Source organism: Acinetobacter sp. ACNIH3, from assembly GCF_002918965.1.
GTDB classification, from domain to species: Bacteria; Pseudomonadota; Gammaproteobacteria; order Pseudomonadales; family Moraxellaceae; genus Acinetobacter; species Acinetobacter schindleri.
On record NZ_PQLP01000018.1, the window covers coordinates 31878 to 57315 of the forward strand.

The window sequence follows — 25438 nt, forward strand, 5'->3', positions numbered from 1 at the left end:
TACATCAAGATATTGGAACCTACTAGAAATGACCCAAAAAACTGCTCTTGCTGCATTATTATTAATTCCTAGTTTTAGCTTTGCAGCAACTGTCCTATCTGCACCACCAGAATTGAATAATAAATCTTATGTGCTAATGGACTACGAAACAGGGCAAATTCTCGCATCTAAAAATGAAAATGAAAAACTAGCCCCTGCTTCAATGACTAAAATGATGACCAGCTACATCATTGAACAGAAGTTATTAAGCGGCGAACTGACTGAAGATGAACAGGTTCGTATGAACGAATCGGCATGGTGTCGCGGTAGTAGCTCTGAATCATGTATGTATGTTCCGCTAAACGGCACAGCGACAGCACTTGAAATGTTGCGCGGTATCATCATCCAGTCGGGTAACGATGCTTCCAAGGCAATGGCTGAACATATTGCAGGTAATGAGGGTACCTTCGCACATATGATGAACCAGGAAGCAAAACGTATTGGCATGACCAATACCAGCTTTGTGAACTCAACCGGTATGCCTGCGGAAGGTCACTATTCGACTGCCAAAGATATGGCCATGCTGGCACAGCACATTATTAAAGACAGTTCAAAGTACTACCCGATTTATTCTGAAAAAGAATTTACTTTTAACGGAATCAAGCAAGGTAACCGTAATGCCCTGTTGTATACAGATCCAAGTGTGGATGGTTTGAAAACAGGTCATACCAATGAAGCGGGTTACTGCTTAACGACTTCTGCAAAACGTGGTCCAATGCGTTTGATCTCTGTGATCTTCGGTGCGCCATCTATGCAAGATCGTGCAACACATACACGTGAACTTTTGGCATGGGGTTTTGCAAACTACGAAACTAAAAATGTTCAGGCCGGCAGACAAGTCTTAGCCAAGTCTAAGGTGTGGTTTGGTAAGGAAAATGAAGTTCAAATCGGCCTTGCTGAAAACTTCAATGTGACCATGCCAAAAGGCAAAGCGAATGAGATTAAAACGCAAATCGTAGTTCAACCTAAATTGACTGCACCTTTAAAACAAGGTCAAGTGGTGGGTAAATACGTTGCTTCTCTTGATGGTAAAGTGATTGCTGAAAAACCGCTTGTTGCACTAAAAGCTGTAGAAGAAGCTGGTTTCTTTGCGCGTATGCTGGATCATATCAAACAGTTCTTCAGTAACTTATTCTAAGTTTAAACAGACTGTTTTAGCCTTAGACTAAGACCAAAGCACTCATTCAGATGGGTGCTTTTTATTTTATACTTTGCACATGACGCTTAAACTTTTAATGAACAGATCACTATGAGTCAAAACATACGTTCTTATTTAGATATGATCCCCCAGATTGATGAATCTTGTTATATCGATCCTATGGGGATTGTGGTTGGCGATGTGGTTTTGGCTGAGAATGTCTCGGTTTGGCCTTTTGCCGTAATTCGTGGTGATGTTAATCATATCCGGATTGGCAAGAATTCCAATGTGCAGGATCATGCCATGTTGCATGTCAGTCATAAGAAAGCCGATAAACCAGAAGGTTCGCCACTGATCATTGGTGAAGATGTCACCATTGGTCATCATGTAAAATTACATGGCTGCACCATTGGCAATCGCGTTTTGGTCGGTATTGGCACGATTATTTTAGATGATGTGATTGTTGAAGATGATGTGATGATTGGTGCGGGTTCACTTGTTCCGCCAAATAAAGTTTTGGAAAGTGGTTACTTGTATGTAGGAAGCCCTGTGAAAAAAGTGCGTCCACTTACCGACAAAGAAAAAGCTTTTTTGCCGTATTCAGCACAGAATTATATGAAGGTTTCAGACAACTATAAATAAACTTTAGACAATTTCATTTGTCGAAAGCTTAAATCTTCTGTATGTTCATTTAAAAAATAATTCAAAGAATAAAAACCATGAAACATACAGAAGATCATCATTGCCCGGATCGCAATGGACTATTAAATCAGACCAGAATTAATATTCGACAGTACGGCGTACAAATCATTTCGATCACTCATACTGACTATTCCCCGCCTTTTAGCTATAGCATTGGTTTGTATGAAAGATTCCAGCATCCAGAAATTATCTGTTTTGGACTCACTGCTAAACTTAGTCAGACTATTCTGAATCATGTGACTGAGGCCGTTCAAAAAGGTCAACGCATCCAGCTCAGTAACACGTATCCGAATGTATTTTTTAAAGAAAGCCGCTGTAAGTTTCTAAAAGTTGATCGCAGAAATATCGGTGACTATTTTGGGATTGCGCAAAGCTATTACCAAGATGAAGCGTTTCCAGCCTTACAATTAGTCTGGACAGATCGGAATGATAAATTTCCTTGGGAAGATGGCTTCGAGGAAGTTTTTGAATTTGATCAGCCCCTGCTGGATCGCAATGCCGAGTTTAAATTCCGCGAACCACGAAATTTAGGCATTTATACGACTAGGCAATGGCTGGAATTGGAGCAGCCAATTGTTACCGTATTGCATGAACGCAATGGTGACTGGCAATTTTTGACAGCAGAACCCTTGGCTGAGGAGGATTATATACTGGTTGGATTAGAGCACATCCTCCAACGCGATCCAACCTTAAATGAAGTATTCGACCTGCAATATGGACAGGCAGCTGACCGGAAATTTATCGGGGATGAATGGGTGTTTACAGCACTAGAGGATAATGATCAACTCGCTGGTTAAAGTAGTGAGTTTAAGATGATATTTAACTCTCTTTAAACACCTAATATTTCATTTAAAAAAATTAAATACTAGACGTTTTATAGCAATATCATTTTATGAATATCAAAATGGCTACTTCATTTCGAGTAGTCATTTTTTAAATTACGGAACAATCAGATAATCGTTCTTAAAGCTGTTTGCTTCAAAACCCCCTTCGATCAAATGTATAAATTTCTGATCAATCTGGTTTAACTCTAAACAGTCATCGACATCAATCACTGCATCGGTATGTGGTTTATACCAGCCTTTTTCAATTGCTACTTTACCTTGGGCTTTAGCTTCTGTCTTGTTTTTGGCAGCCACAACCAGATATTTATGGACTTCCCCAAACTGGTCTGGAATATAAGCACCCAGATTAATCAAAAACAGTTTTAAACCGCTATTTACAGGCAAATCACTAATCTGGACCTGATAATTCACTCCTTGGTAACTCACTCCATTGATTTTCATCCAGCCATCGACATGCAGGCCTTTTTGCAAGCCAAACCATTGTTGTTTTAAATAAGGATACGCGGATTCAATATCTGAACTGATGACCGGAATTACATCATGTACTTCTACATTGGCTTTTTCATGTTTACCGCCCAGTAAGGTGATGTAGAAGTGCAGTTCAGACATAGGAGATTCCTTTAAATAGTAGAATAATAAAGTAAAGATCCATAGTTTAAATTAATTCGATTTCATTAGTTAAGAAGTATTCTCTACCTCGATTTACGAATAAATAATATTTTCCCTTGTTTTATGAAGGGTTAGGTAAATATTTTTAAGAGATATCAATAAAGTTCTATTTCGTATAACAGCGATTATATTAAATGGATTCACTTTTGATGTTATACAATTACCTAGATTTGAAAATAAGTACTATACATGTTGTAGTATTAGTTTAGATCCAAACATAGTGTACTAGCTCAAACCTGATTTGACAGTTACCCATTTTTTATTGTGCCTGTCAGGTTAAATTTGAGCTAAATTTTTCTCAGCCCAAATCCGTTTTCCATCAAGTAAAGTTTCAAGTGGTGTACGACCACAGCACATTTTTCCTTGATGAGTCCGTTCAGTATTATAGAATTTCAGCCAATCGTCTAGATCAACTTGTAATTCTTCCAATGAGCTATAAAGCTTCTTCCTAAACGTAATTTGATAGAACTCCTGCAAAATCGTCTTATGGAAACGCTCACATATACCATTTGTTTGCGGGGAAGCTGCTTTTGTCTTCGTGTGATCAATATCATTAACTGCCAGATACAACTCATCGTCATGTTGTTCTACCTTAGCGCAATACTCAGTACCTCTGTCTGTGAGGATGCGAAGCATTGGTCAGTCCTGAGATTGATAGAATGGCAACACACGATCATTGAGTAAATCAGCCGCTGTAATCGGTGTTTTTGTTGTATAGAGCTTGCAATGAACGACCTTGCTATAAGTGTCGATGAATGTTTGTTGGTAGATTCGTCCAACACCTTTGAGATTCCCGACATAAAAGGTGTCTTGCGCACCTAAATAGCCTGGATGAGCTGTTTCGATTTCACCACAAGCAACGTCATCCTCATGCTTACGTTCAAGTGCCGCAATCTGCTGATCATTTAATTCAATACCATCCTGTGCCACTTTAGCCTCAAGTGCTTTTAAACGCTTCTTAAAGTTTTCTAAATCATGACGAAGCCATATAGAGCGAACCCCACTCCCTGAAACAAATACACCCTTCTTGCGTAATTCATTACTAGTACGGTGCTGACCATATGCGGGATATTGAATTGCGAAATCAATAACAGCCTGTTCAGTAGCATCATCTACACGGTTTTTTAAATTTGGTACTCGACGGGATTTATTGATCAGTGCGTCAATATCACCAGACTTCACTAACTCTTGATAGCGGTAAAATGTATCTCTTGAAACACCCATCACGTTGCATGCTCTGGATACATTCTGAAGCTCTTCAGCTAAATTGAGCAGACCTACTTTGTGTTTAATGATTTGATTGTTAGTATGCAACATAAGAAAGTTACCTTTGTTTGATTAAGATTTCGACACCTTTATCAAAACGGGTAACTTTCTCTTTTTCAAGAAGAATGTACGATCAAGTCTGAACTAATACAAATTATTGTTGAAGACGAAACTAAAATTGCTGAATTTTTAGCAAAGGGCTTAAATGAATCTGGTTATTTACCCAGTATTGCTCATGATGGCTTAACAGCACTTACATCCTTACAAGAAAAAAATTATGATTTAGTCATTTTGGATGTCATGTTGCCTGAAATTGACGGTTGGCAAGTATTAAAGACCTTAAGAACTTTCTCGCAGATCCCTGTACTCATGCTGACTGCAAGAGATCATGTTTTAGATCGAGTTAAAGGCTTAGAGTTAGGGGCAGATGATTACTTAATAAAACCCTTCTCCTATATTGAACTGTTAGCACGAGTCAAAAGCTTATTGAGACGTAGCGTAAAAACAGAATCTGAATACTATCAAGTGGCAGATTTGATTTTATATCGACTGGCACATACAGTTTATCGAAACCAACAAAAAATTGAGTTAAGCGCTAAAGAGTTTTCGCTCTTGCAATTCTTAATGCAGCATCAAGGGGAGTTGTTAACCCGATCGCAAATTGCATCTGAAGTATGGAACATTAATTTTGATACGGACACCAATGTAGTCGATGTGGCTATTCGTCGATTACGCGCCAAAATTGACGACCATTTTCAGCCTAAATTAATTCATACTGTTCGAGGTATGGGTTATCGCTTAAGTGTCAATCCATGAAAAGTCAGCTACAACACTTGAGTTTAACCACACGCTTAAGTATTTCCTTTAGTATTATTTGTTGTGCTGTATTTTTGGGTATTGGTTTACTGTCATATCACAACATGCAACAGTTGTTAGCGAAGCAACGTGATCAGAATTTAACGGCACGTGTGGAGCTTATTGAAATTTTTCTTAAAGATAAAGAAAGTTTTCAAATCCTAGTTCAGTACCCTCGTCTGTATGAAAATATGCTAGGAAAAGAATATAATCTTTTAATCTTAAAAAACCAACAACAGACCTTAATTGAGATTAATCCGCTTAACGTCCATATTCCTACTATGGCGGAATCAAAAGAAATTACCTTTTTAGATAATCAAGATGAGTTCGCTACGACTCGTTTAGCCTATAAAACGGTTGTTTTTAATCATCAACATTATCAACTCATTGCTGGTACACAATTCGATGAAGCCCAAGCGACTTTAGATCAATATTTATGGAAATTGATTCTCTATAGCCTGCTGGGCATTATTATCGCCAGCTTGCTTGGATGCTGGGTCGGCTTATATTTATTGCAATCTTTAAATCATTTGATTGAGCAAACCCGTCAAATTCAGGGTACTCGGCCACATCAACGAATCGAAGCTCAAAGTACCACAGTTGAAGTTGAGCAACTCCGTTCAGCAATGAATGCGATGTTAGAAAAAATCCAACTGAACTATGAACAATTGGCACGATTTTCTGAAGATATTGCACATGAACTGAGAACCCCCTTAAATAATTTAATGGGTCATACACAGATCATGCTCATGCAATCTCGCTCGCAACAAGAACTGAAACAGCTTTTATATTCTCATCTTGAAGAATATGAGCGCCTTAGTAAAATGAGCGATAATATGCTGTTCATCGCCCGTTCTGAACACAGTGATTATATTATCGCCAAAGAAATCATTAATTTATCTACACTGATTTTAGAACTGGTGAATTACTTTGAATTCTTGGCTGAAGATAAAAAAATGGTTTTTAGTCTGGAATTAGAACAAGAAATTCAAATATATGGGAATTCAGATTTACTTAAAAGAGCGCTATCCAATCTGATCATCAATGCCATTGATTATGGTCTTGAAGGTCAAGACATCGTTATTTCAACAAAGTTAATAGACAATGTTTGTCATATTGAAGTATTAACCAAAAATATTTTTATAAATGAGCATCATTTGAAGCATTTATTTGAACGTTTTTATCAAATTGATAGTAGTCGACATTCCAAAGCAAAAACGGGCGGTTTGGGGCTATTAATCGTGAAATCTATTATGATGTTACATGAGGGGGAAGCATATGCGTATAACACCCAGCAAGGCATTGTATTTGGTTTAAGCTTAGACCTGAATATTGTTTAAAGTTTATGCTTAATATTTCTCAATTAACATGATGCACGTTATAAGAAATTATTTTTTATAATTCATAGTTTTGTTATACACATAAAAGCTTAATGCTGTTGAATTGAGCTTTTTTTAGTGATTTTCAGTATTTTACGCTTAAAATAGAGGCAATATTTCATAAAATTGCTTATTTCTTTAAAACTAATAATTTTTTAGTAGCTAAAGAAATCCCCTCTCAACATAGCCACACACCACAAAATTTTATACAATAGTGCATCATTTTCCATGGTGCTATTTCTATGACTGCTTGGACTGCTCACGTCACTGTCGCAACCGTTGTCGAAAAAGACGGAAAATTCCTTTTTGTAGAAGAATATACAGAAGGTGTGACACACACAGTATTTAATCAGCCAGCAGGTCATGTAGAATGCGGTGAAACCATTGTCGAGGCCGCAATTCGTGAAACCATGGAAGAAACCGGACATACGGTTGAAGTGACCCATCTTTTAGGCATGTATACCTATACACCGCCGATGTTTCCAGACCGTACTTATTTTCGCTTCTGTTTTTTAGCCAAATCGGTTGATTATGACCCACATGTCACTTTAGATACGGACATTGTCGGTGCAGTCTGGATGACTTTAGATGAACTGCAAGAGTCAGCTCGTGCGCGTAGTCCGCTGGTGATTAAAGCCGTACAGGATGCGCTTTCTGGTCAAAAATACCCTTTATCGCTCATTTACGAGCACCAAAACTCTCCCTTAATTTCAAATTTGGATGCCTAATCCTATGCAACAACGTGTCATCGTCGGAATGTCTGGTGGTGTAGATTCATCTGTGTCTGCAGCACTCCTACTTCAACAAGGTTATCAGGTTGAAGGTCTTTTCATGAAAAACTGGGAAGAAGATGACGGCACAGAATACTGCACGGCAATGGATGACCTTGCCGATGCTCAGGCCGTTTGTGACAAGATCGGGATTAAACTGCATACTGCCAACTTCGCAATGGAATACTGGGATCGCGTATTCGAGCATTTCCTGGCTGAATATGCGGCCGGCCGTACCCCAAACCCGGATATCTTATGTAATAAAGAAATTAAATTCCGTGCCTTCCTGGATCATGCGATCAACCTGGGTGCCGACTTTATTGCAACGGGTCACTATTGTCGTCGTGGTGAAACCATGACCAATTCTAAAGGTGATCAATATGCACCTTTATTGCGTGGCGTAGACAACAATAAAGACCAGACTTACTTCCTGCATGCCGTTCATGGTCGTGAAATTAACAAGACTTTGTTCCCAGTGGGTGAAATTGAAAAGCCGCAAGTGCGTAAAATTGCAGAAGAATTAGGTCTTGCTACAGCGAAGAAGAAAGACTCGACGGGCATCTGTTTTATTGGTGAACGCCGCTTTAATGACTTCTTAAAGCAATATTTGCCGGCACAACCCGGAAAAATCGTGCTAGAAGACGGTAAAGAGGTTGGTGAACATCACGGCTTAATGTACTATACGCTCGGTCAACGCGGCGGGATCGGCATTGGCGGTATGAAAGGCGCTGAAGAAGGTGCCTGGTTTGTACTGCACAAAGATATCGAGGGTAACCGTCTCGTGGTTGGTCAGGGCCATGAACATCCACTAATGCAAAGCACCATGCTTTGGAGTGAAGCGATTGACTGGGTAGCTGGTGAGCAGGAGATCTCTGAATCAGGTTTCCGCTGTACGGCAAAAACCCGCTATCGTCAGCCTGATCAAGCGTGTACCATTTATAAGGATCCAGAAACACCCCAAGGTGTTCGGGTAGAATTTGATCAGCCACAACGAGCTGTGACCTCAGGTCAAAGCGTGGTGTTCTACTCAGGTGAAGTATGTTTGGGTGGTGGTGTGATTCATCATACCAATGCACCTAAACCTGATTTTATGTAAGGATGAGGTCGGCATGACGAAATTACCTTTTCAACAGGCCACAGCGTTGAATGTTCGTCAAAACCGTGCTTTGGCGTTAGCGGGTGTGTTTCAGGCCACCCAGCTGACCCATATGACTGCTTTAACCAGTCAGCAAAGCATTGGGGAAAGTGGTAATTTCTATTTTGAACAGCTGATTAAAGCCAGTTTAAATATCCGACCAAGCGGCTCGCTCAATGTCCAGACCTTGGATTTGTTTAATCAGCTGGCTGATATTTCTCTCGGATTAAAGACCTTAGAAAGTTCCATTACTCAACCCTTCGATACCAGCCCAAAATCCAGACTTCCAAAACTCTCCTCTACCAAGCTGCCAATGTCCTATGCGATGGCACTTCTTCAGTTAGAAAAGAAGGTCTACAGCAATCCTAAATTTGTTGAAATTATTGAACAATCCCAGCAAAAAATTCTAAGACAGCTTTCCTTTTTCGATAATAACTATATGCACCCCAGCATCATTGCCAATCTCGCACAAACCTATGTGGATACTGCCGGACAGATTAATCCGCGCATTATGGTGCGTGGCAATGCTGAAGCCTTTAAAGATGCCGGTCACACCAACCGGATTCGTGCTTCATTATTTACTGGCCTGCAGATGGCGCATCTATGGCGTCAACTCGGCGGCAGTTCCTGGGGTATGGTTTTTGGCAAGCGCAAGCTGCTACAGGATATCCAAAATCTCGCGCGCTTACAGTTTCAGGCAGTTTAACTGATGCTGTACGCGTATCTCGTTTTTCGTTTAATTCCAAAATTTAGGGAATCGATATGAACGCTTTAACTGCACTTTCTCCATTAGATGGACGCTACGCTAGCAAATGTGATGCGCTGCGCCCTTTTCTTTCTGAGTTTGGTTTAATCCATGCTCGTGTGACTGTTGAAGTGCGTTGGTTACAAGCGCTTGCCAACCGTCCTGAAATCACTGAAGTGCCAGCTTTCTCATCTGAAACCAATGCAGCACTTGATGCGATCGTTGCAAATTTCTCTGAAGAAGATGCAAACCGTATTAAAGAGATTGAACGTACGACTAACCATGACGTAAAAGCGGTTGAGTATTTCCTAAAAGAAAAAATTGCAGGCATTGAAGAACTGAAAAATGCAGGCGAATTCATTCACTTTGCATGTACTTCTGAAGACATCAATAACCTGTCTCATGCATTAATGCTGAAAAGCGGTCGTGATGTACTGGTTGAGTCTATGCAACAAATCATTGATTCAATTGTTGCATTAGCTGAAAAACATGCTGACCAACCAATGTTGTCTCGTACACATGGTCAAACAGCGAGCCCAACCACTTTGGGTAAAGAAATGGCGAACGTGGCTTACCGTCTTGCCCGTCAAATCAAACAGTTCAAACAAGTTGAGCTACTAGGCAAAATTAATGGTGCAGTGGGTAACTACAATGCGCATCTTTCAGCTTACCCAGACATCAACTGGCCTGCGCATTCACAAGCATTTGTTGAATCTTTAGGTTTGACTTTTAATCCGTACACCACTCAGATCGAGCCACATGACTACATGGCGGAACTGTTTGATGCGCTTCGTCGTTTCAATACTATCCTGATCGATTTTAACCGTGACGTTTGGGGTTACATCTCTCTTGGTTTCTTCAAGCAAAAGCTGAAAGATGGTGAAGTTGGTTCTTCAACCATGCCACATAAAGTTAACCCGATTGATTTTGAAAACTCAGAAGGTAACTTAGGTATTGCCAATGCAGTTCTTGCGCATCTAGGTGAAAAACTGCCTATTTCTCGCTGGCAGCGTGACCTGACTGACTCAACTGTTCTTCGTAACATGGGTGTAGGTTTTGCGCAAAGCTTGATCGCGTTTGAAGCTTGCTTAAAAGGCGTGGGTAAACTTGAACTGAATGCTGCACGTATTGATGAAGACTTAGACAATGCTCAAGAAGTCTTGGCTGAACCAATTCAAACGGTTATGCGTCGTTATAACGTTGAAAAACCATACGAAAAATTAAAAGCATTGACTCGTGGTCAGGCAATGACTCGTGACATGATGGTTGATTTCGTAAACGGTAACGAATTAGAAGCTGTTCCTGCAGCAGATCGTGCTCGTTTGGCTGAAATGACACCTGCAACCTATACAGGTAATGCATCTGAACAAGCAAAACAAATTAAAGACTTAATCGCTAAAATCTAATTTAGACAATTAAGACCAAAAGCGAAGCTCCGGCTTCGCTTTTTTTATTTATAATCATGTCTAACTTTAAGAAAAATGATATAGAAATAGATGATGGATCATCGATTAAGCAGCAAACATTTTGTTAGTTTAGGGATTTTGGCAATTGCGATTATCTTTGCCAGTATTCATCCTTTAGAAATGGAATCTTATCTGCTCCATCAAACAGGTACGGTTTTTATGATCGTTATGTTGATCTTGTGCCTGTATAAAATCGGATTGAGCTTTTTCAGTTTCAACCTTTATCTGGCTTTTCTGCTGATTCATGTGGTTGCTGCACATTATCTGTATTCTTATGTACCTTATAATGAATGGACTCAGACACTCTTTGGCTTTGACCTGAATACTGCCATGGGCTGGTCACGCAACATGTTTGACCGTTTTGTGCACCTAGCTTTTGGCCTTCTACTTTACCCAGTATTTTACCGGCTATTTCAGGTCTGGCTGCCGCAGCAAAAACCATTCACAGTTTTTTTGTTAGTCATTCAATTTGTCATGGCAACCAGTCTGATTTATGAATGGATCGAATGGCTGATTGCGATTGGCTTATCCCCTGACCAGGCAGAAAGTTATAATGGTCAGCAAGGCGACATGTGGGATGCACATAAAGATATGTTTTTAGCAACAGTTGGGTCGATGTTTACGGGTGCACTGATGCTGATTTCACAAAATAAAAAAAGCTCATTAAAATGAGCTTTTTAGATCATCATGAATTAAAGTTTTGAATCATGGATTTAATTACCTTCATGTTTTTCAATTATGGAAGTGGGCAATATCGCTTCCAATCATCTTTCATTTTTTGCAATTCACTCCCCGTCAATATCTCGCTGTAATAAATGAAATAGATTGCATCAGGATATTGAATTTCATGGCGGAACATCATGCCACGCAGTGACACAGATAACTCCTCAGAAAAATCATCCAAATTCAATTCTTCAAACTCGTAATTAAAATAACAGTTTTGCGTTACAAGATATGCTTCAGCGACAGCCATGTTTCTGCTCCAACAGTAAAATATGCTTTATTTTATCTGATGAGCTTCAGTGATGGTCGGCATTTCAGTAGGGTCAATCCATTTAACAAACTTAGATTTTGACAAGTGTGGGTATTTAAACTTATCTAAATACTCAAAACAGACCCTTTGCCCTTTCGGCATTTTCTCAGAATCCTTATCGAAATATAAATAACGACTATACTTGGCATCATTGAAGCGAATGATTACGCTTTCATGCTGAGTTCCACCTCGAGTTTTATATACCTGATAAGACTGCACCACCCCACATTCTTTCGATGGAGTAACGGGTGGATTATTTGGCTTTAAAACACCATTTAATAGAAAAATACATGCACCAGGTAGAAAGCTCAGCCAAAACAGAATCTTCTTCGCATCATTATTTATGAGTTTGGCTTCAGCATAGAGCATACATAACATCGGAATAAACACGATGCTAAAGAATCCCAATAATAAAATGAACGTGAGCATATGAGCCTAGACTCAATTAAAGTACTTCACTTATATCATAATTATTTGATTTCAAAAATAAAAAAGCCCACCGAAGTGAGCTTTCCATATCATTTTCAGAGCAATAAATTAAAGTTTCGGATCACGCATCTGAACCAGATTTGAATTGGCTTTCGTCAGCGTGTCGACTACTTTGTTCATTACAGCAGGAATTAGAGAGTCAGCAATTTGTGCTGCCTGCAACCCCAGTTTTTCACCTAAAGTTAGTTTCTTACGTGTATTGATCGTATACACATCATGCTGAGGCAATAACCCCAGCACGTACTCATCCGATGTTTGCAGCTTATCTACCAGATTCAGATCCAGCGCATCCTGACCATACCAGTGCTCACCTGTTGCCACTTTTTCAACATTGAGTTGCGGACGATACTTTTCCACAAAATGCTTAAACAGCGCATGCGTTTGCTGAATTTCTTCTTCAAACTTGGCTTTACCTTCTTCAGTATTTTCACCGAACATGGTTACGGTACGTTTGTACTCACCTGCCGTAAACAGTTCAAAGTCAATCTTGTTGTCTTTTAACAGACGGTTAAAGTTCGGTACTTGAGCAACTACACCAATTGAACCCACAATCGCAAACGGGGCAGAAATAATTTCGCTGGCAATACATGCCATCATATAGCCACCGCTAGCAGCGACTTTATCGACGCAAATCGTCAAATGGAATCCTGCTTCACGTAATCGCACCAGTTGGGCAGCTGCCAGACCATAGCCGTGCACCATACCACCTGGACTTTCCAAGCGTACGATTACACGGTCGCGTCCAGCTTTTGCTGTTGCCAGAATCAACGTAATTTCTTCACGTAGCTGTTCAACTGCAGAAGCAGCAGTATCCCCTTTAAAATCGAGCACGTAGATTTTTTCATTAGTTTTTTTACGGGCACGTGCTTCTTTTGCCAGTTGCTGACTTAACTGCAACAGCTCCAGTTTAGAGGCAGTGGTTTGCGCAATTTTTTTTCGTTGTTCATTAATACGCGCATTCAGGTGATTGATACGGATTTCAGCCGGTAGTTTCGGAGTATGAAATAACATATAAAATCTATTCTCAGTTTAATTCGGGCTATAAACCTTAGATTAGGTCAATTTGGTATTTTTTCAACCATATTATTGACTGAATTCTCTCGCACTGCTTTTAGTTGCAAAATTCCATATTGTTCTTGTATTTTTGCAATTGATAACCACCGTAGCATTAACGGAAACTGTATATAGTAAAGCATCCCGATAATAACAGCATTAATCGGCCACCATGCGAGAATCCAGAAGCTCGATCCTCGGCTACTCGTGAATGGTGTGACCCAAATATACATTGCAATACAACCATAAATCACCACACCAATCATTAGATATTGAAACCATGGATGTTTCAAAAAATGCCGAGTCATTGAGTCACTTAACTTTTGCTGACCAGACCTGTCATCATCTACACTTTCTACCACTTGTTTTAATTTGAACTGATACTGCGCATAAGCTCGAATGTATGCGTTCCATTTTCTTCGGAAAGCGACAGAGCCTTCGAGCTGCCTAAAACGCAGATAGATTAGAGGTACAATGAATATGGAAACCATCACATAAACATCATATAACCAACGATGATAATTGCTCATACCTTGACTTTGTGAAGTGGCAAACCACCCCTCATGCAGAACCAAAGTCGCCATAAAAAGACTAATACCAACCAGAAAGATGCTTAGATTTCTTGGAAAATTCACTGAGCCGAATAATGCTCGATAGAGCGCTTGCTGTGTTTCAGCAACGACCTTGCCTTCTTTTTTGGTCAAATTATAATTACGCATCTCAATTTAATTTTATAATTTTAAAAAATCACATACAGCATAACAAAAAAAACAGAACCCTAAGATTCTGTTTTAAACTATTTTTTAAATGTGTATTAACCAAAACGACCAGTAATATATGCTTCTGTCAACTGATGATCCGGCTGGCTAAAGACTTTTTCTGTCGAATTCACTTCAATTAAATCACCTAAATGGAAGTATGCAGTTCGATCTGATACTCGTGCCGCCTGCTGCATTGAGTGAGTCACAATAGCAATCGTATATTGGGTAGAAAGTTCGGAAATCAGCTCTTCCACTTTTGCTGTCGCAATCGGATCCAGCGCTGAACATGGTTCATCCATCAGGATAACATCCGGGCTTACCGCAATGGTTCGCGCGATGCAGAGACGTTGCTGCTGACCACCAGATAAAGTTGTTCCCGGCTGATTCAGTCGGTCCTTTACTTCATTCCACAATCCGGCCTTACGCAGACTATTCTCGACAATTTCTTCCAGATCATATCTATCGCGAGCCAGACCATGCAGTTTCGGGCCATAGGCCACATTGTCAAAAATAGATTTTGGAAATGGGTTTGGTTTCTGGAATACCATGCCAACCTGCGCACGTAGCAATACTACATCCAGATTAGGATCATAAATATCCTGATGATCCAGCAAAACTTTACCTGTCATACGGCAACCATCAATGGTGTCGTTCATCCGGTTAAGAGCGCGCAGGAAAGTCGATTTACCGCAACCCGATGGACCAATAAAGGCGATCACTTCATTTTCATAAATGTTCAGGTCAATACCTTTGATCGCTTCGAGTTCACCATAGTAAACATGTACATCCTGCGCACTCAGCTTGACATTACCCGTCTTGTCTTTTTTCTTATTTTCAGCTTGGGTCTCGAACTGAGAATTATATGAAATCAGGGGCTTGGTTGCAGCGGCATCTGCAATAAATTTATTTTGCTGGAGGTTCATGGATAGATCCTTTTTTAAATAGTTTGAAATATTCATTGTTTTCATTATTTTCTCCTTACCAACGGACTTCAAACTTCTTGCGTAACCAGATGGCTAAGCTGTTTAAGCCAATCATCATGACAAGGAGAACAATAATGGCGGCAGCAGTACGACCTTCGAAGAAGTTACGCAATTCATTACCCTGCCACAGGAAAATCTGTACAGGTAAAGCAGTCGATTGATCTAGTGGCGTTGCCGGTACGCTAGCAACAAAGGCGCTCATCCCGATCAATAACAGTGGTGCGGTTTCGCCAAGTGCCTGTGCGACACCAATAATCGCTCCGGTCAAAATACCTGGTAGTGCGAGTGGTAAAATATGATGGAATACAGTTTGTAAACGTGATGCACCTAAGCCTAAGGCTGCCTGACGAATTGATGGTGGCACAGCTTTTAGAGAAGCTCGTGTAGTAATAATCACGGTTGGCAAAGTCATCAGACTAAGTACCAGACCACCGACTAATGGCGCTGAAAGTGGTAAATGCATCCAGCCGATGAAGATCGCTGCACCAAGTAGACCGAAAACAATAGACGGAACGGCTGCCAAGTTATTGATGTTGACTTCAATGACATCGGTGATCCAGTTTTTTGGTGCAAACTCTTCCAGATAGATTGCTGAAGCTACACCGATTGGAATCGAGATAAAGATCACGATCAACATCATGAACAGTGAGCCCATGAATGCACCTGCCAAACCAGAGGTTGCAGGCGAACTACGGGAGTCCGGATTAGTAAAGATATTGGTATTGAAGCTGTTTTCGATCACGCCTGAAGCTTTCATGTCATCAGCAATCTGGCGGACTTCCGGGCTTAGCTGTTGCTGCTCATCTGGCAAGTCACGGTCAATATTACCTGCAAGCCATACATCAACATTGGCGTCAGCCAAAATTTTAACTTCCTGGGTTTTTCCGACCAGACTTGGATTGTTCAGCACCATGTCACGCAGACGATAGGCTTCTGAACTGGTATATAAATAACCCAGTTCATCACGCTGGTTTTCCAGCTTGCCGTGTTTGGCAATCATGCCATTAATGATCAGGGCATCCCAGTCAACCATGCCAGCTTGCATCTGCCAATCCATCATACGCTGTTCAAACTGTGCAGGAGACTCTCCGGCAGTCTGTTTTGGTTGTGGACCAATATTGACAATTGCCGGATCGAAATGGATAGGCAGGCTCATACTGCTTTGCCAGAATGCCGGCAAGCCTTTGGCCAAGATACTACCGAATAGCAATACGACAAAGAACAGACCCGCCAATACCGCAGAAAAACCAAGCATACGAAAGGTTTTTTCTTTGCGATGGCGCCGTGCAAGAGAGCTTTGAATGGTCTTTTTACGCTCTTCACGCAGCTCAGCATTAACAGATGGATCAATACGCTGATCTAAAGGTGTGGTATTTGAAGTACTCATTAGTCGTATTGCTCACGATATTTACGCACGATGTACAGTGCGACAATGTTCAAACCTAAGGTAATAACAAAAAGAGTCAGACCCAATGCAAACGCAACCAGTGCTTGTGGACTGGCAAAGTCAGTATCGCCAGTTAACTGGTTCACAATGGTAATGGTTACAGTTGATACCGCCTCCAGTGGATTGGCATGTAACAGCGGGCTATTACCTGCTGCCAGTACCACAATCATGGTCTCACCAATCGCACGGGATGCTGCCAGCAAGAAGGCACCGATAATGCCCGGCAAAGCGGCTGGCAGTACCACTTGGCGGATCGTTTCAGATTTGGTTGCGCCTAGACCCAGTGAACCGTCTCGTAAGGCACGTGGTACCTGGGTAATAATGTCATCTGATAAAGAAGATACAAATGGAATAATCATGATGCCCATAACAAAGCCGGCAGTTAAGGCACTGGTCGCATTAATATCAACACCGACCATAGCACCGAGCGTTTTAATAAATGGGCCCAGAATCATCAAGGCAAACACACCGTAAACGATGGTTGGAATACCAGCCAGAACCTCAATAGTCGGTTTTGCCCATGAACGGAATTTTGGTGAGGCATATTCGGACAGATAGATTGCAATCATCAGACCCAATGGGACTGCGACCAACAGGGCGATTCCACTGACCATCAAGGTGCCCCACAATAAAGGCAACAGGCCATAACTTCCTTCAGCATTGCCTGAAGTGCTAAAACCTGGGTTCCATTGTGTGCCAAAGAAAAAATCAATTGGGCTGACGAAGCTAAAGAAGCGCATTGCTTCGCCAAACATCGACATGACAATGCCGAGTGTGGTCAGGATGGCAACACCAGAACAGAGTGCCAAGCTGATATTGATAACTTTTTCAACCTGATGACGTGCACGCAACTGATTACTGATACGTTTTTTGGCCCAAACCAGTCCGGCAACAGCAACAGAGATCACTACCACCAGCTTGGCATAGCTGCTGATGCTCATGATACGTGCCACCTGCTCTGCTGCAGCCAGTTCATAAGCCTGTGGTGTATCACTAACGCCAAAACCGGAAGCCAGTGCCTGCACCCGATCCACGATCACACTCAGAGCTGCAGAATCCATGCCTGCGACCATCCGTTGTGGCAGGTGTTTCAGCACCAGCTGTTCCAGGAGCACAGGTTCAACCAGATTCCAGATCATGAAGATTAAAAATGCAGGAATACCACACCATAAAGCCACCATGGCGCCATAATAGCCAGGACGCGAATTCAGCATTGCTGTGTTTTTGCCTTGGCCTGCCAATTTCTGGCTTCGACTTAATCCGATCTGATAGGCAACGGCGATAATCGCCAGTAACACACCCAGGAGTAGCAGATTCATGTATGCTCCACTGTTTTTTCAATCTTCATATTTTTAAAAAACCTATCTATGACTAAAAGCCGGTGACCGTTTCCAGCCACCAGCTATTTCAATATTTGCTTACTTCACTACAACTACTTTAGCTGCCTTAAAGTTAGCAAGTACTGCTGCACGTTCCTTATCAGACATTGAAATCAAACCTGCTTTTTCCAGTTTCGATCCTTTACCAGATACTTTCTTGCTCAGGAAGTATTCAGTGAACTGTGGCAAACCTTTGATTGATTTCAGGTGTTCGCCTTTCACATAGAAGAACAATGGACGAGATACCGGATAAGAACCATTCAGGATGGTCTGCTCAGATGGTGCAACATTGTTAACTGTTGCAACACGCAGCTTGTCACGGTTCTGGTCATAGAAACCTAGACCAAATACACCAACTGCACTTGGAGAGGTTTTCAGACGTGCCAGTGTTTCGGTGTAGTCACCTGAAATTTCAATAACACGACCATCTTTACGGAAAGTGGTACAGGCTTTCTTTTTGGCATCTTTATCTAAAGACTTAATTGCAGCATATGTTTCACAACCTGCATCCACCATCTTCTCCTGGAAGACTTCGCGTGTTCCATGATTCGAAGCAGGAATTACCAGTGTGATCGGCTCATTAGGAAGTGACTTATCAATCTGGTTCCAACGTGTATACGGGTTAGCTACCATTTTGCCATTGGCTGGTAACTGTGCTGCCAAGGCTGCAAAAACATGTTGTGGACGAAGTTTGTAAGCTGCTTTTTTGGCATTCGATGCAAAGACAATACCGTCATAACCGATTTTGATTTCTAGTACTTGGTTAACGCCATTCTTTTTACATTCTGCCAATTCGGAACTTTTGATCTGGCGAGATGCGTTTGCGATATCGATGGTATTATCACCAACACCATTACAGAACTGCTTTAAACCACCTGACGAACCGCCTGAGCCGACAACTGGAGTTTTAAACTGCGGGAAAGTATTGCCAAATTCTTCAGCTACAATACTTGCATATGGAAGTACAGTTGAAGAACCTGCAATTTGAATTGTGTCGCGTGCTGCATTCGCTGCAGTCATGCCTAGCCCCATCACTGCAAGTGCAAGTGTAATTTTTGTAAAGCGCATTCTGTATCTCTCACAATCATTTAAATTTGGAGTACGCCACTTTTTTTGTCGTGTTGTACTTGTTTCGATACAAGTATTTTGATTTTTAAATATGACAGACGGGTTACAGATTTATGAAGATTTTATGATAAGTGTTACAGCACTAAATAAATTAAAAATATTTATTATTTTCAATGCATTATAAATTATTTAAGAATTTTTTTGACATTTTTATAGCAAGCAAATATGTAAAAAATTTTGTGTTTCTTACAAAGAATTTCTTTTTTTACCACAATTTTGATGCATGAATAACCACTATTTAAATTTGATCTAGAAACAAATAATCTTTGTTGAAATATAAAAAAAGGAGACCAACAGGCCTCCTTTTTCACACCACAATTACTTATGCAATTGGTGGTGTATAAGTACCGTCAGCGATGGAATCCTTGATTCGATCCGCTTCTGCAAGCACCAGTGCCAGCAGGTTCTTCACGTTTTCAAGTGTTGCCACCGGACTTAAAGTCGTCATTTTCAGAGATTGAACCTGACCGACTTTAGTTACACCAATGTTCGCTTCACCACGCGCAAACAGCTCATCTGCCACGTTCTGGTTCAAGGCATCCACAAACTCAGCTGGATAACTTGCTGGTACCACACGGAACAATACTGATGCAAACTGTGGCTCCACCAGAAGTTCCAGGCCATCCGTTGCCTTGATGTAGTCTGCCACTTCACGTGTCAATTTCACGCCATGATCAATCATTGAACCGTAAAGCTCTTCACCCAAGGCTTCAACCGTCATCCACAACTTCAACGCATCGAAACGACGTGTCGTTTGCAGTGACTTCGATACCAGGTTCGGAACGCCGTGCTCTTCATCATAAGCAGAGTTTAAATACTCCGCTTCATAATGCATGAAACGATAGTTCGCTTCATCTTTTAGCAGGAATGCACCACATGAAATCGTTTGAAAATAATGCTTGTGGAAATCCAGTGTGATTGAATCAGATAACTCAATCCCATCCAGCATAGAACGATAGTCATTGGATAGAATCAGTGCGCCACCCCATGCCGCATCGATATGCATCCACGCGCCATATTTATTGGTGATTTCACGAATTGCTTTCAATGGATCAATCGCGCCCGCATCGGTTGTACCTGCGGTTGCTACCACACATGCGACGATTTTGCCTTCAGACTGAAGATGCGTCATGGTTTTTTCCAGAGCATCAACATCCATCTGTGCATTTTCATTTACAGGAACAGTGACTACTGACTGGAAGCCCATACCCATCATCGCCATGTTCTTTTGCACAGAGAAGTGCGCATTTTCAGAACAGATGACTTTGACGTTACGCATCGCGTCCGCAGGAATACCATCACGCTGAACCGACCATGGATTACCGTTTTCGTCTTTCCAGTTTTTCGCGATGCAGGCATCACGCGCCAGCAATACACCCATCAGGTTCGACTGTGTACCACCTGAAGTGAATACACCCGCCTGACCTAAACCATAACCAACCTTTTGACGTAGCCATTCGATTAACTGCACTTCCATCAAAGAACCCGCTGGGCTTTGATCCCATGAATCCATGGATTGGTTAGTCGCATTGATCAGCACTTCCGCAACCTGGCTTGCCACCATGGTTGGACAGTGCAAATGCGCTAGAGAATGCGGGTGATGTACTTTCAAGCTTTTGTTAAGGAATAGCTCAACCATACGCTCTAAAGATTTTTGAAGACCCAAACCATCTTTAGAAGGGTTGAAAGAAATTGCGCTACGCAATTCCTTGATGCTGCCACCCGTGTACATTTTGTCATTTTGCAACCATGCTGCAACCGCTTCGGTCGCTTGGTCCATCGCTGACTCATAGTCAGCGATAGATGCAGCATCATTGCAGAGTAACGCTTTACGATGTTCTGCAAAATCTACCATAAATTACGCGCCTCGAACTGCGACTAAAGCTTCAGCAACCGCTTTCTTGAAGCGAACCAGAACTTCTTCACACTCTGCCTGAGTAATAATCAACGGGCAAAGTAAACGGATCACTGTACCGTTACGACCACCTTTCTCAAGCAATAATTTATTGTTGAAACAAGCAGTCTGGATCGCTGCAGCCAATTGACCATCGGCAGGTAACGAACCCATATGATCAGCAGGTTTACGTTCGTCTACGATTTCAACACCGATCATTAAGCCACGACCACGCACGTTACCGATACATGGGAATTCAGCAGCTAGCTTTTTCAGTTCAGCTTGCAGGAAATCACCACGTTCTTGTGCGTTTTGCGCCAGATTTTGCTCTTTAATGGTATTGATCGTTGCAAGACCTGTACCCATTGCTAGCTGGTTACCACGGAAAGTACCGGTATGGCCAGCAGGTTGCCATGCGTCGAACTTACGTTTAATACCCAGTACCGCAAGTGGCAAGCTACCACCGACCGCTTTAGACATTACCACTACATCAGGCTCAATACCTGCGTGTTCAAAGGCAAACATTTTGCCTGAACGTGCAAAGCCCGCTTGAACTTCGTCAAGAATCAATACGATGTTGTGTTTTTCAGTCACTTCACGGATTTTCTGTAACCATTTTACTGGTGCTGTTACCACACCGCCTTCACCTTGAATCGCTTCAAGAATCACAGCTGCTGGCTTGGTTACACCGCTTTCAACATCTTCAATGAAGTTTTCAAAGAAGTAAGTTAAAGCGTCAACACCCGCTTCACCGCCAAGACCCAATGGGCAACGGTATTCGTGTGGGTAAGGCATGAACTGAACGCCTGGCATTAAACCATTTACTGCATTCTTCGCCGACAGGTTACCTGTCATGGCAAGAGAACCGTGAGTCATACCGTGATAGCCACCAGAGAAGCTGATCACTGAGCTACGACCTGTAAAGGTTTTGGCAAGTTTAATCGCTGCTTCTGTTGCATCTGCACCAGATGGACCACAGAACTGTAAGCAATATTCTTCTTTACCACCTGGAAGGTAGGAAAGAAGAGCTTCAGTAAAAGCATCTTTTAAAGGAGTGGTTAGATCCAGGGTATGCAGTGGGAGACCGCTTGCAAGCGTATCCTGGATACTTTGAATCACCGCAGGATGATTATGGCCCAAAGCCAATGTCCCTGCCCCAGCTAAACAATCAAGGTACTCAGTACCTTCAACATCGGTAACCCAGCAACCTTGTGCTTTCGCTATCGCTAACGGTAATTTACGTGGATAACTACGCACATTCGATTCCATCTGACTTTGGCGAGTCAAGTAGTATTCGTTTGTGGAATTGGTGGCAGGGTTTACAGAAGTAACGCTCATATCGAATTACCATCTCTGATATGGGTTGAAAGAAATAAGTCTGGTGACGTTTGGTCCTTTGACTCGGTGCTTTATAAGATTTTAGTTAGCTATAATCTTAGTTAACTAACTTAGGAGGCGGATGATACCGAATTTTTCAGGAAAATAAATAACTTTCAACTCAATTTACCTGAAAATTTATCGAAAAAAAATATCATGCCTGTCTAAGCTCTAAATTATCATCTTAACGTGTGACAAAGGAAAGAAAAGCAGCTTCTTTTATACTTTTTTGTAGCCTTTCAGAAAAGTTTGCAATTATTTTAATAATGCATTAATAAATATATAATTTTTAAAATAATTAAACTTTAAAACTACAGAAAAAATAATCAAAAACTTAACACTCTTACCACAAATATTTCGCAAAAAGAGCACAATTGAGATTTAATATCTGAGGATCAGCCAAGATGGCTAATTTTAAGAAAAACAGGAAGAAAATATGCGCCTCCTAGCATTGTCCAGCCTTATACTTGCAGGCACCTTGGCGAGTACTGCATTTGCAGACCAAAATGAGCCACTGAATTATAATATTATTAATATTTCAGCAGAGGCCAGTCGCGATATTTCCAATGACCTGATGCATGCCAATTTATATGTAGAAAAATCCAATAAACAGCCTGCTGAACTTGCAGCGCAAATTAATCAACTCATGAACCAGGCCATCAATGCCGCAAAGAAATATCCGAGTGTGAAAATTGAAACCGGCTCACAACACACTTATCCAGTCTATGACAATGATAACCGCAAACTCAGAGAGTGGAGAGCTCGTGCTCAGGTGCGTATTGAATCGACTGACTTCAAAGCGGCTTCACAGCTAATTGCCGAATTGCAGCAAAACTTCCAGACTGAATCAATTAACTTTACAGTATCTGAAGCAAAACGTAAGAAAATTGAAAATGAGCTGATGCTGGAAGCATCCAAAAACTTCCAGCAACGTGCACAAAGCCTGGCTCAGGCTTGGAACAAGGCTGGATATCAACTGGTAAATATGAATATTAACACCAATAATTCAGGCTACCCATCGGTTCCACGTATGGCAATGGCCAAAGCGGCTTATGCAGAAGCAGCTATTCCAGATCAGGAAATGGCAGCGGGTGAATCTAAAATGACCGTGAATGCCAATGGTTCGATTCAGTTTAAATAAGTGTTAATAAAAGCACTCTGCTTTTAAAAACCACCCTTTTGGGTGGTTTTTTATCACTTGAATATTCTGTGAAAAATCGATGCTACAAATTCATACAAACTCAGATATGAATTGAGCTTTGATCGGTTTAGAGTAACGGACATTTGTGTCAGCCCTCTCTCCTCATGTTACTCGATCAACTAAACCTGTATCTGTTTCATCTTCTCAATGTACCTGACCAAGCCTCGATCTGGATGATTAACTATGCCAGTCTGATAGCGCATGATCTGGTGTATTTATTTCTGCTGATTTTTGCTGTTGCCTGGCTGCGCGGCAGTCGTGAAATCAAAACAGGGATTATTAAAGCTGTGATTTTCACCGCAATCACCTTGTCGATTAGCGAGGTATTATCTGCAGTTCTAAACACGCCCCGCCCTTTTGTCATGGAGGTTGGTCGAACCCTGATTGAGCATGCCCCTACAGGTTCATTCCCAAGCAATCACATGAGTATTTTTAGTGGAATTGCCTTTGCCTATTACTTCTCAGCACAACGTGATTTGGGTCGAATCCTACTCTGGACTGCATGGCTGGTAGCATGGTCACGGATTTATGTAGGTGTACATTTTCCGATTGATATGCTAGGTGCATTCCTAATTGCACTTGTTGTAAATCTCGCTGGCTTACCGCTCTGGTGGAAATATGAGAATAAAATCATGAGCTTTATTTTCAGTATTCATCAATTCCTGTTTAAGCCTTTTATTCGGATGGGCTGGGTGAAGTAAATTTCCAGACATAAAAAATCCCGCTCGAAAGCGGGTTTTTTTACATTTCTTTAACTTAATAGATCGCCATATGATTGCGATTTATTTTTAACATATATTATTGTTTTATAAATTTTAATATATATAAAATAAAATTATAACCTCTTATATAACCTCTAGTCTTAAAGTGGTTTGCATTTTTTTATTCTGCATTTTCTGCAATTAGTGTATTTTACAAAAAATTAAATAATTAGTGACATAAAATGAGCTACTCAAGAAAAATTGCGAAGCCTAACACCGAACAAGATTTCGAGTCATTGTGTGCTCATGTATTAGGTAAACAATATAACTGTACTTTGCCCCATATGTATGGAAGAAGAGGTCAAGCTCAGCATGGTTTAGATATTTTAGTATATGAAGATGACAGAATAGAACCAAATAATCGAATAGGTATTCAATGTAAGCATGTTCAAAAACTATCTTTTGATGAAAATCACGGTGATTCAATCGTAAAAGAAGTACAAAAGGCTGATCAAGGTCAACAAGATATTAAAACACTTATTGTCGTTACAAGTTTAGAAGCAAATAAAACTCTAACTGATGCAGTAAGTGTTCTTTCAGACCAAAGGATAAAAGAAGGCAAGTTCAGCATTCAAATTATTTTTTGGAATGATTTATGTAATTACATAAATAAAGATCCTGAACTAAGTGCTTTTTATGGGCAAGATCCAGAAATTTTAGAGTTATTTTTTAAAGAAATTGAAGATTTAATTAAAGATGAAAAATATAAAACTGCCCTAATCAAACTCAATTTGAATAAGTTTATTGATCAATATAATATCATTTTTAGATGTAAAAAACTTTTTTTGCAAGCTACTTGCTTACTGGGTTTGGGAGACTTTAAATCTTTAGAAGAAGTTCTAGTTGAATTAGATAAAATTAAGTGGGAAGAAAGTAACTATAACAGTCTAAAAATAAAATGGCTTATCCAAACTGATATAGTA

24 protein-coding genes and 1 pseudogene are annotated in these 25438 nt (G+C 40.8%); 13 read left to right on the top strand and 12 right to left on the bottom strand.

All coding sequences use genetic code 11. The features are described 5' to 3' along the window. Positions 1–28 precede the first annotated feature (28 nt). The 3 genes from dacC (at position 29) to C3420_RS09190 (ending at position 2676) form a co-directional block, all read left to right on the top strand. A complete protein-coding gene (dacC, locus tag C3420_RS09180; protein ID WP_004810469.1) occupies positions 29–1177 on the top strand; it encodes a D-alanyl-D-alanine carboxypeptidase PBP5/6 in 1149 nt (382 codons plus the stop codon). Between the two features lie 111 nt (positions 1178–1288). Next, entirely contained in the window at positions 1289–1819 is a 531-nt protein-coding gene (locus C3420_RS09185) for a gamma carbonic anhydrase family protein (protein WP_103800388.1), read from the top strand. Positions 1820–1896: 77 nt separating this feature from the next. After that, the gene (locus tag C3420_RS09190; protein ID WP_103800387.1) at positions 1897–2676 is read left to right on the top strand and encodes a DUF4262 domain-containing protein; all 780 of its coding nucleotides are present in this window, start codon (positions 1897–1899) and stop codon (positions 2674–2676) included. Between the two features lie 141 nt (positions 2677–2817). Here C3420_RS09190 and C3420_RS09195 read toward each other — a convergent pair whose 3' ends face one another. Next, the gene (locus C3420_RS09195) at positions 2818–3333 is read right to left on the bottom strand and encodes a DUF1543 domain-containing protein (RefSeq protein ID WP_103800386.1); all 516 of its coding nucleotides are present in this window, start codon (positions 3331–3333) and stop codon (positions 2818–2820) included. 336 nt (positions 3334–3669) lie between these two features. Next, positions 3670–4710, bottom strand: a pseudogene (locus C3420_RS09200) (IS481 family transposase). Between the two features lie 96 nt (positions 4711–4806). Between C3420_RS09200 and C3420_RS09205 the strand changes: the two are divergent. From C3420_RS09205 to C3420_RS09235, 7 genes are all read left to right on the top strand, one after another. Beyond that, complete coding sequence (locus C3420_RS09205) at positions 4807–5475, top strand: heavy metal response regulator transcription factor (RefSeq protein WP_146048151.1); 669 nt, start codon at positions 4807–4809, stop codon at positions 5473–5475. Further along, a complete protein-coding gene (locus C3420_RS09210; protein ID WP_103800384.1) occupies positions 5472–6854 on the top strand; it encodes a heavy metal sensor histidine kinase in 1383 nt (460 codons plus the stop codon). The genes C3420_RS09205 and C3420_RS09210 overlap by 4 nt, the downstream gene beginning before the upstream one ends. Positions 6855–7135: 281 nt before the next feature. Further along, positions 7136–7621, top strand: a complete 486-nt coding sequence (locus tag C3420_RS09215) for an NUDIX hydrolase (RefSeq protein WP_103800383.1) — start codon at positions 7136–7138, stop codon at positions 7619–7621. 4 nt (positions 7622–7625) lie between these two features. Beyond that, positions 7626–8759 (top strand): tRNA 2-thiouridine(34) synthase MnmA, encoded by a 1134-nt coding sequence (gene mnmA / locus C3420_RS09220; RefSeq protein ID WP_103800382.1) that lies wholly within the window; start codon positions 7626–7628, stop codon positions 8757–8759. Positions 8760–8772: 13 nt separating this feature from the next. Then, a complete protein-coding gene (gene hflD / locus C3420_RS09225; protein ID WP_048881586.1) occupies positions 8773–9504 on the top strand; it encodes a high frequency lysogenization protein HflD in 732 nt (243 codons plus the stop codon). Positions 9505–9560: 56 nt separating this feature from the next. Then, the gene (purB, locus tag C3420_RS09230) at positions 9561–10949 is read left to right on the top strand and encodes an adenylosuccinate lyase (protein WP_103800381.1); all 1389 of its coding nucleotides are present in this window, start codon (positions 9561–9563) and stop codon (positions 10947–10949) included. A 90-nt stretch (positions 10950–11039) separates the two neighbouring features. Continuing rightward, the gene (locus C3420_RS09235) at positions 11040–11681 is read left to right on the top strand and encodes a DUF2238 domain-containing protein (RefSeq protein WP_103800380.1); all 642 of its coding nucleotides are present in this window, start codon (positions 11040–11042) and stop codon (positions 11679–11681) included. Between the two features lie 64 nt (positions 11682–11745). Here C3420_RS09235 and C3420_RS09240 read toward each other — a convergent pair whose 3' ends face one another. The 10 genes from C3420_RS09240 to C3420_RS09285 form a co-directional block, all read right to left on the bottom strand. After that, complete coding sequence (locus C3420_RS09240) at positions 11746–11982, bottom strand: hypothetical protein (protein ID WP_103800379.1); 237 nt, start codon at positions 11980–11982, stop codon at positions 11746–11748. Between the two features lie 27 nt (positions 11983–12009). After that, positions 12010–12471 carry a hypothetical protein gene (locus C3420_RS09245; protein WP_103800378.1) on the bottom strand — a complete coding sequence of 154 codons (462 nt, stop codon included), beginning with the start codon at positions 12469–12471 and terminating at the stop codon, positions 12010–12012. Between the two features lie 108 nt (positions 12472–12579). Further along, on the bottom strand, positions 12580–13542 hold the full coding sequence (gene sohB, locus C3420_RS09250; protein WP_103800377.1) for a protease SohB: 963 nt from the start codon (positions 13540–13542) through the stop codon (positions 12580–12582). 47 nt (positions 13543–13589) lie between these two features. Then, entirely contained in the window at positions 13590–14303 is a 714-nt protein-coding gene (locus C3420_RS09255) for a hypothetical protein (protein WP_103800376.1), read from the bottom strand. A gap of 95 nt (positions 14304–14398) precedes the next feature. Then, positions 14399–15313, bottom strand: a complete 915-nt coding sequence (gene pstB / locus C3420_RS09260; RefSeq protein ID WP_004810494.1) for a phosphate ABC transporter ATP-binding protein PstB — start codon at positions 15311–15313, stop codon at positions 14399–14401. Between the two features lie 10 nt (positions 15314–15323). Next, positions 15324–16715 carry a phosphate ABC transporter permease PstA gene (gene pstA / locus C3420_RS09265; RefSeq protein WP_103800375.1) on the bottom strand — a complete coding sequence of 464 codons (1392 nt, stop codon included), beginning with the start codon at positions 16713–16715 and terminating at the stop codon, positions 15324–15326. Next, positions 16715–18094: a phosphate ABC transporter permease subunit PstC gene (pstC, locus tag C3420_RS09270; RefSeq protein WP_004810498.1), complete on the bottom strand. Its 1380-nt coding sequence runs from the start codon at positions 18092–18094 to the stop codon at positions 16715–16717. Before pstC ends, pstA begins: the two co-directional genes overlap by 1 nt. Positions 18095–18193: 99 nt before the next feature. Beyond that, positions 18194–19222: a substrate-binding domain-containing protein gene (locus tag C3420_RS09275; protein WP_004810501.1), complete on the bottom strand. Its 1029-nt coding sequence runs from the start codon at positions 19220–19222 to the stop codon at positions 18194–18196. Between the two features lie 382 nt (positions 19223–19604). Then, on the bottom strand, positions 19605–21137 hold the full coding sequence (locus tag C3420_RS09280) for a pyridoxal phosphate-dependent decarboxylase family protein (RefSeq protein ID WP_103801022.1): 1533 nt from the start codon (positions 21135–21137) through the stop codon (positions 19605–19607). A gap of 3 nt (positions 21138–21140) precedes the next feature. Further along, positions 21141–22514 (bottom strand): diaminobutyrate--2-oxoglutarate transaminase, encoded by a 1374-nt coding sequence (locus C3420_RS09285; protein WP_004810505.1) that lies wholly within the window; start codon positions 22512–22514, stop codon positions 21141–21143. Positions 22515–22989: 475 nt separating this feature from the next. Between C3420_RS09285 and C3420_RS09290 the strand changes: the two genes are divergently transcribed. The 3 genes from C3420_RS09290 to C3420_RS09300 form a co-directional block, all read left to right on the top strand. Continuing rightward, positions 22990–23694 (top strand): SIMPL domain-containing protein, encoded by a 705-nt coding sequence (locus C3420_RS09290; RefSeq protein WP_103801021.1) that lies wholly within the window; start codon positions 22990–22992, stop codon positions 23692–23694. Positions 23695–23858: 164 nt separating this feature from the next. After that, the gene (locus C3420_RS09295; protein ID WP_103801020.1) at positions 23859–24455 is read left to right on the top strand and encodes a phosphatase PAP2 family protein; all 597 of its coding nucleotides are present in this window, start codon (positions 23859–23861) and stop codon (positions 24453–24455) included. A 242-nt stretch (positions 24456–24697) separates the two neighbouring features. Further along, on the top strand, positions 24698–25438 hold a 741-nt coding region (locus tag C3420_RS09300; protein WP_146048152.1), incomplete at its 3' end, for a restriction endonuclease.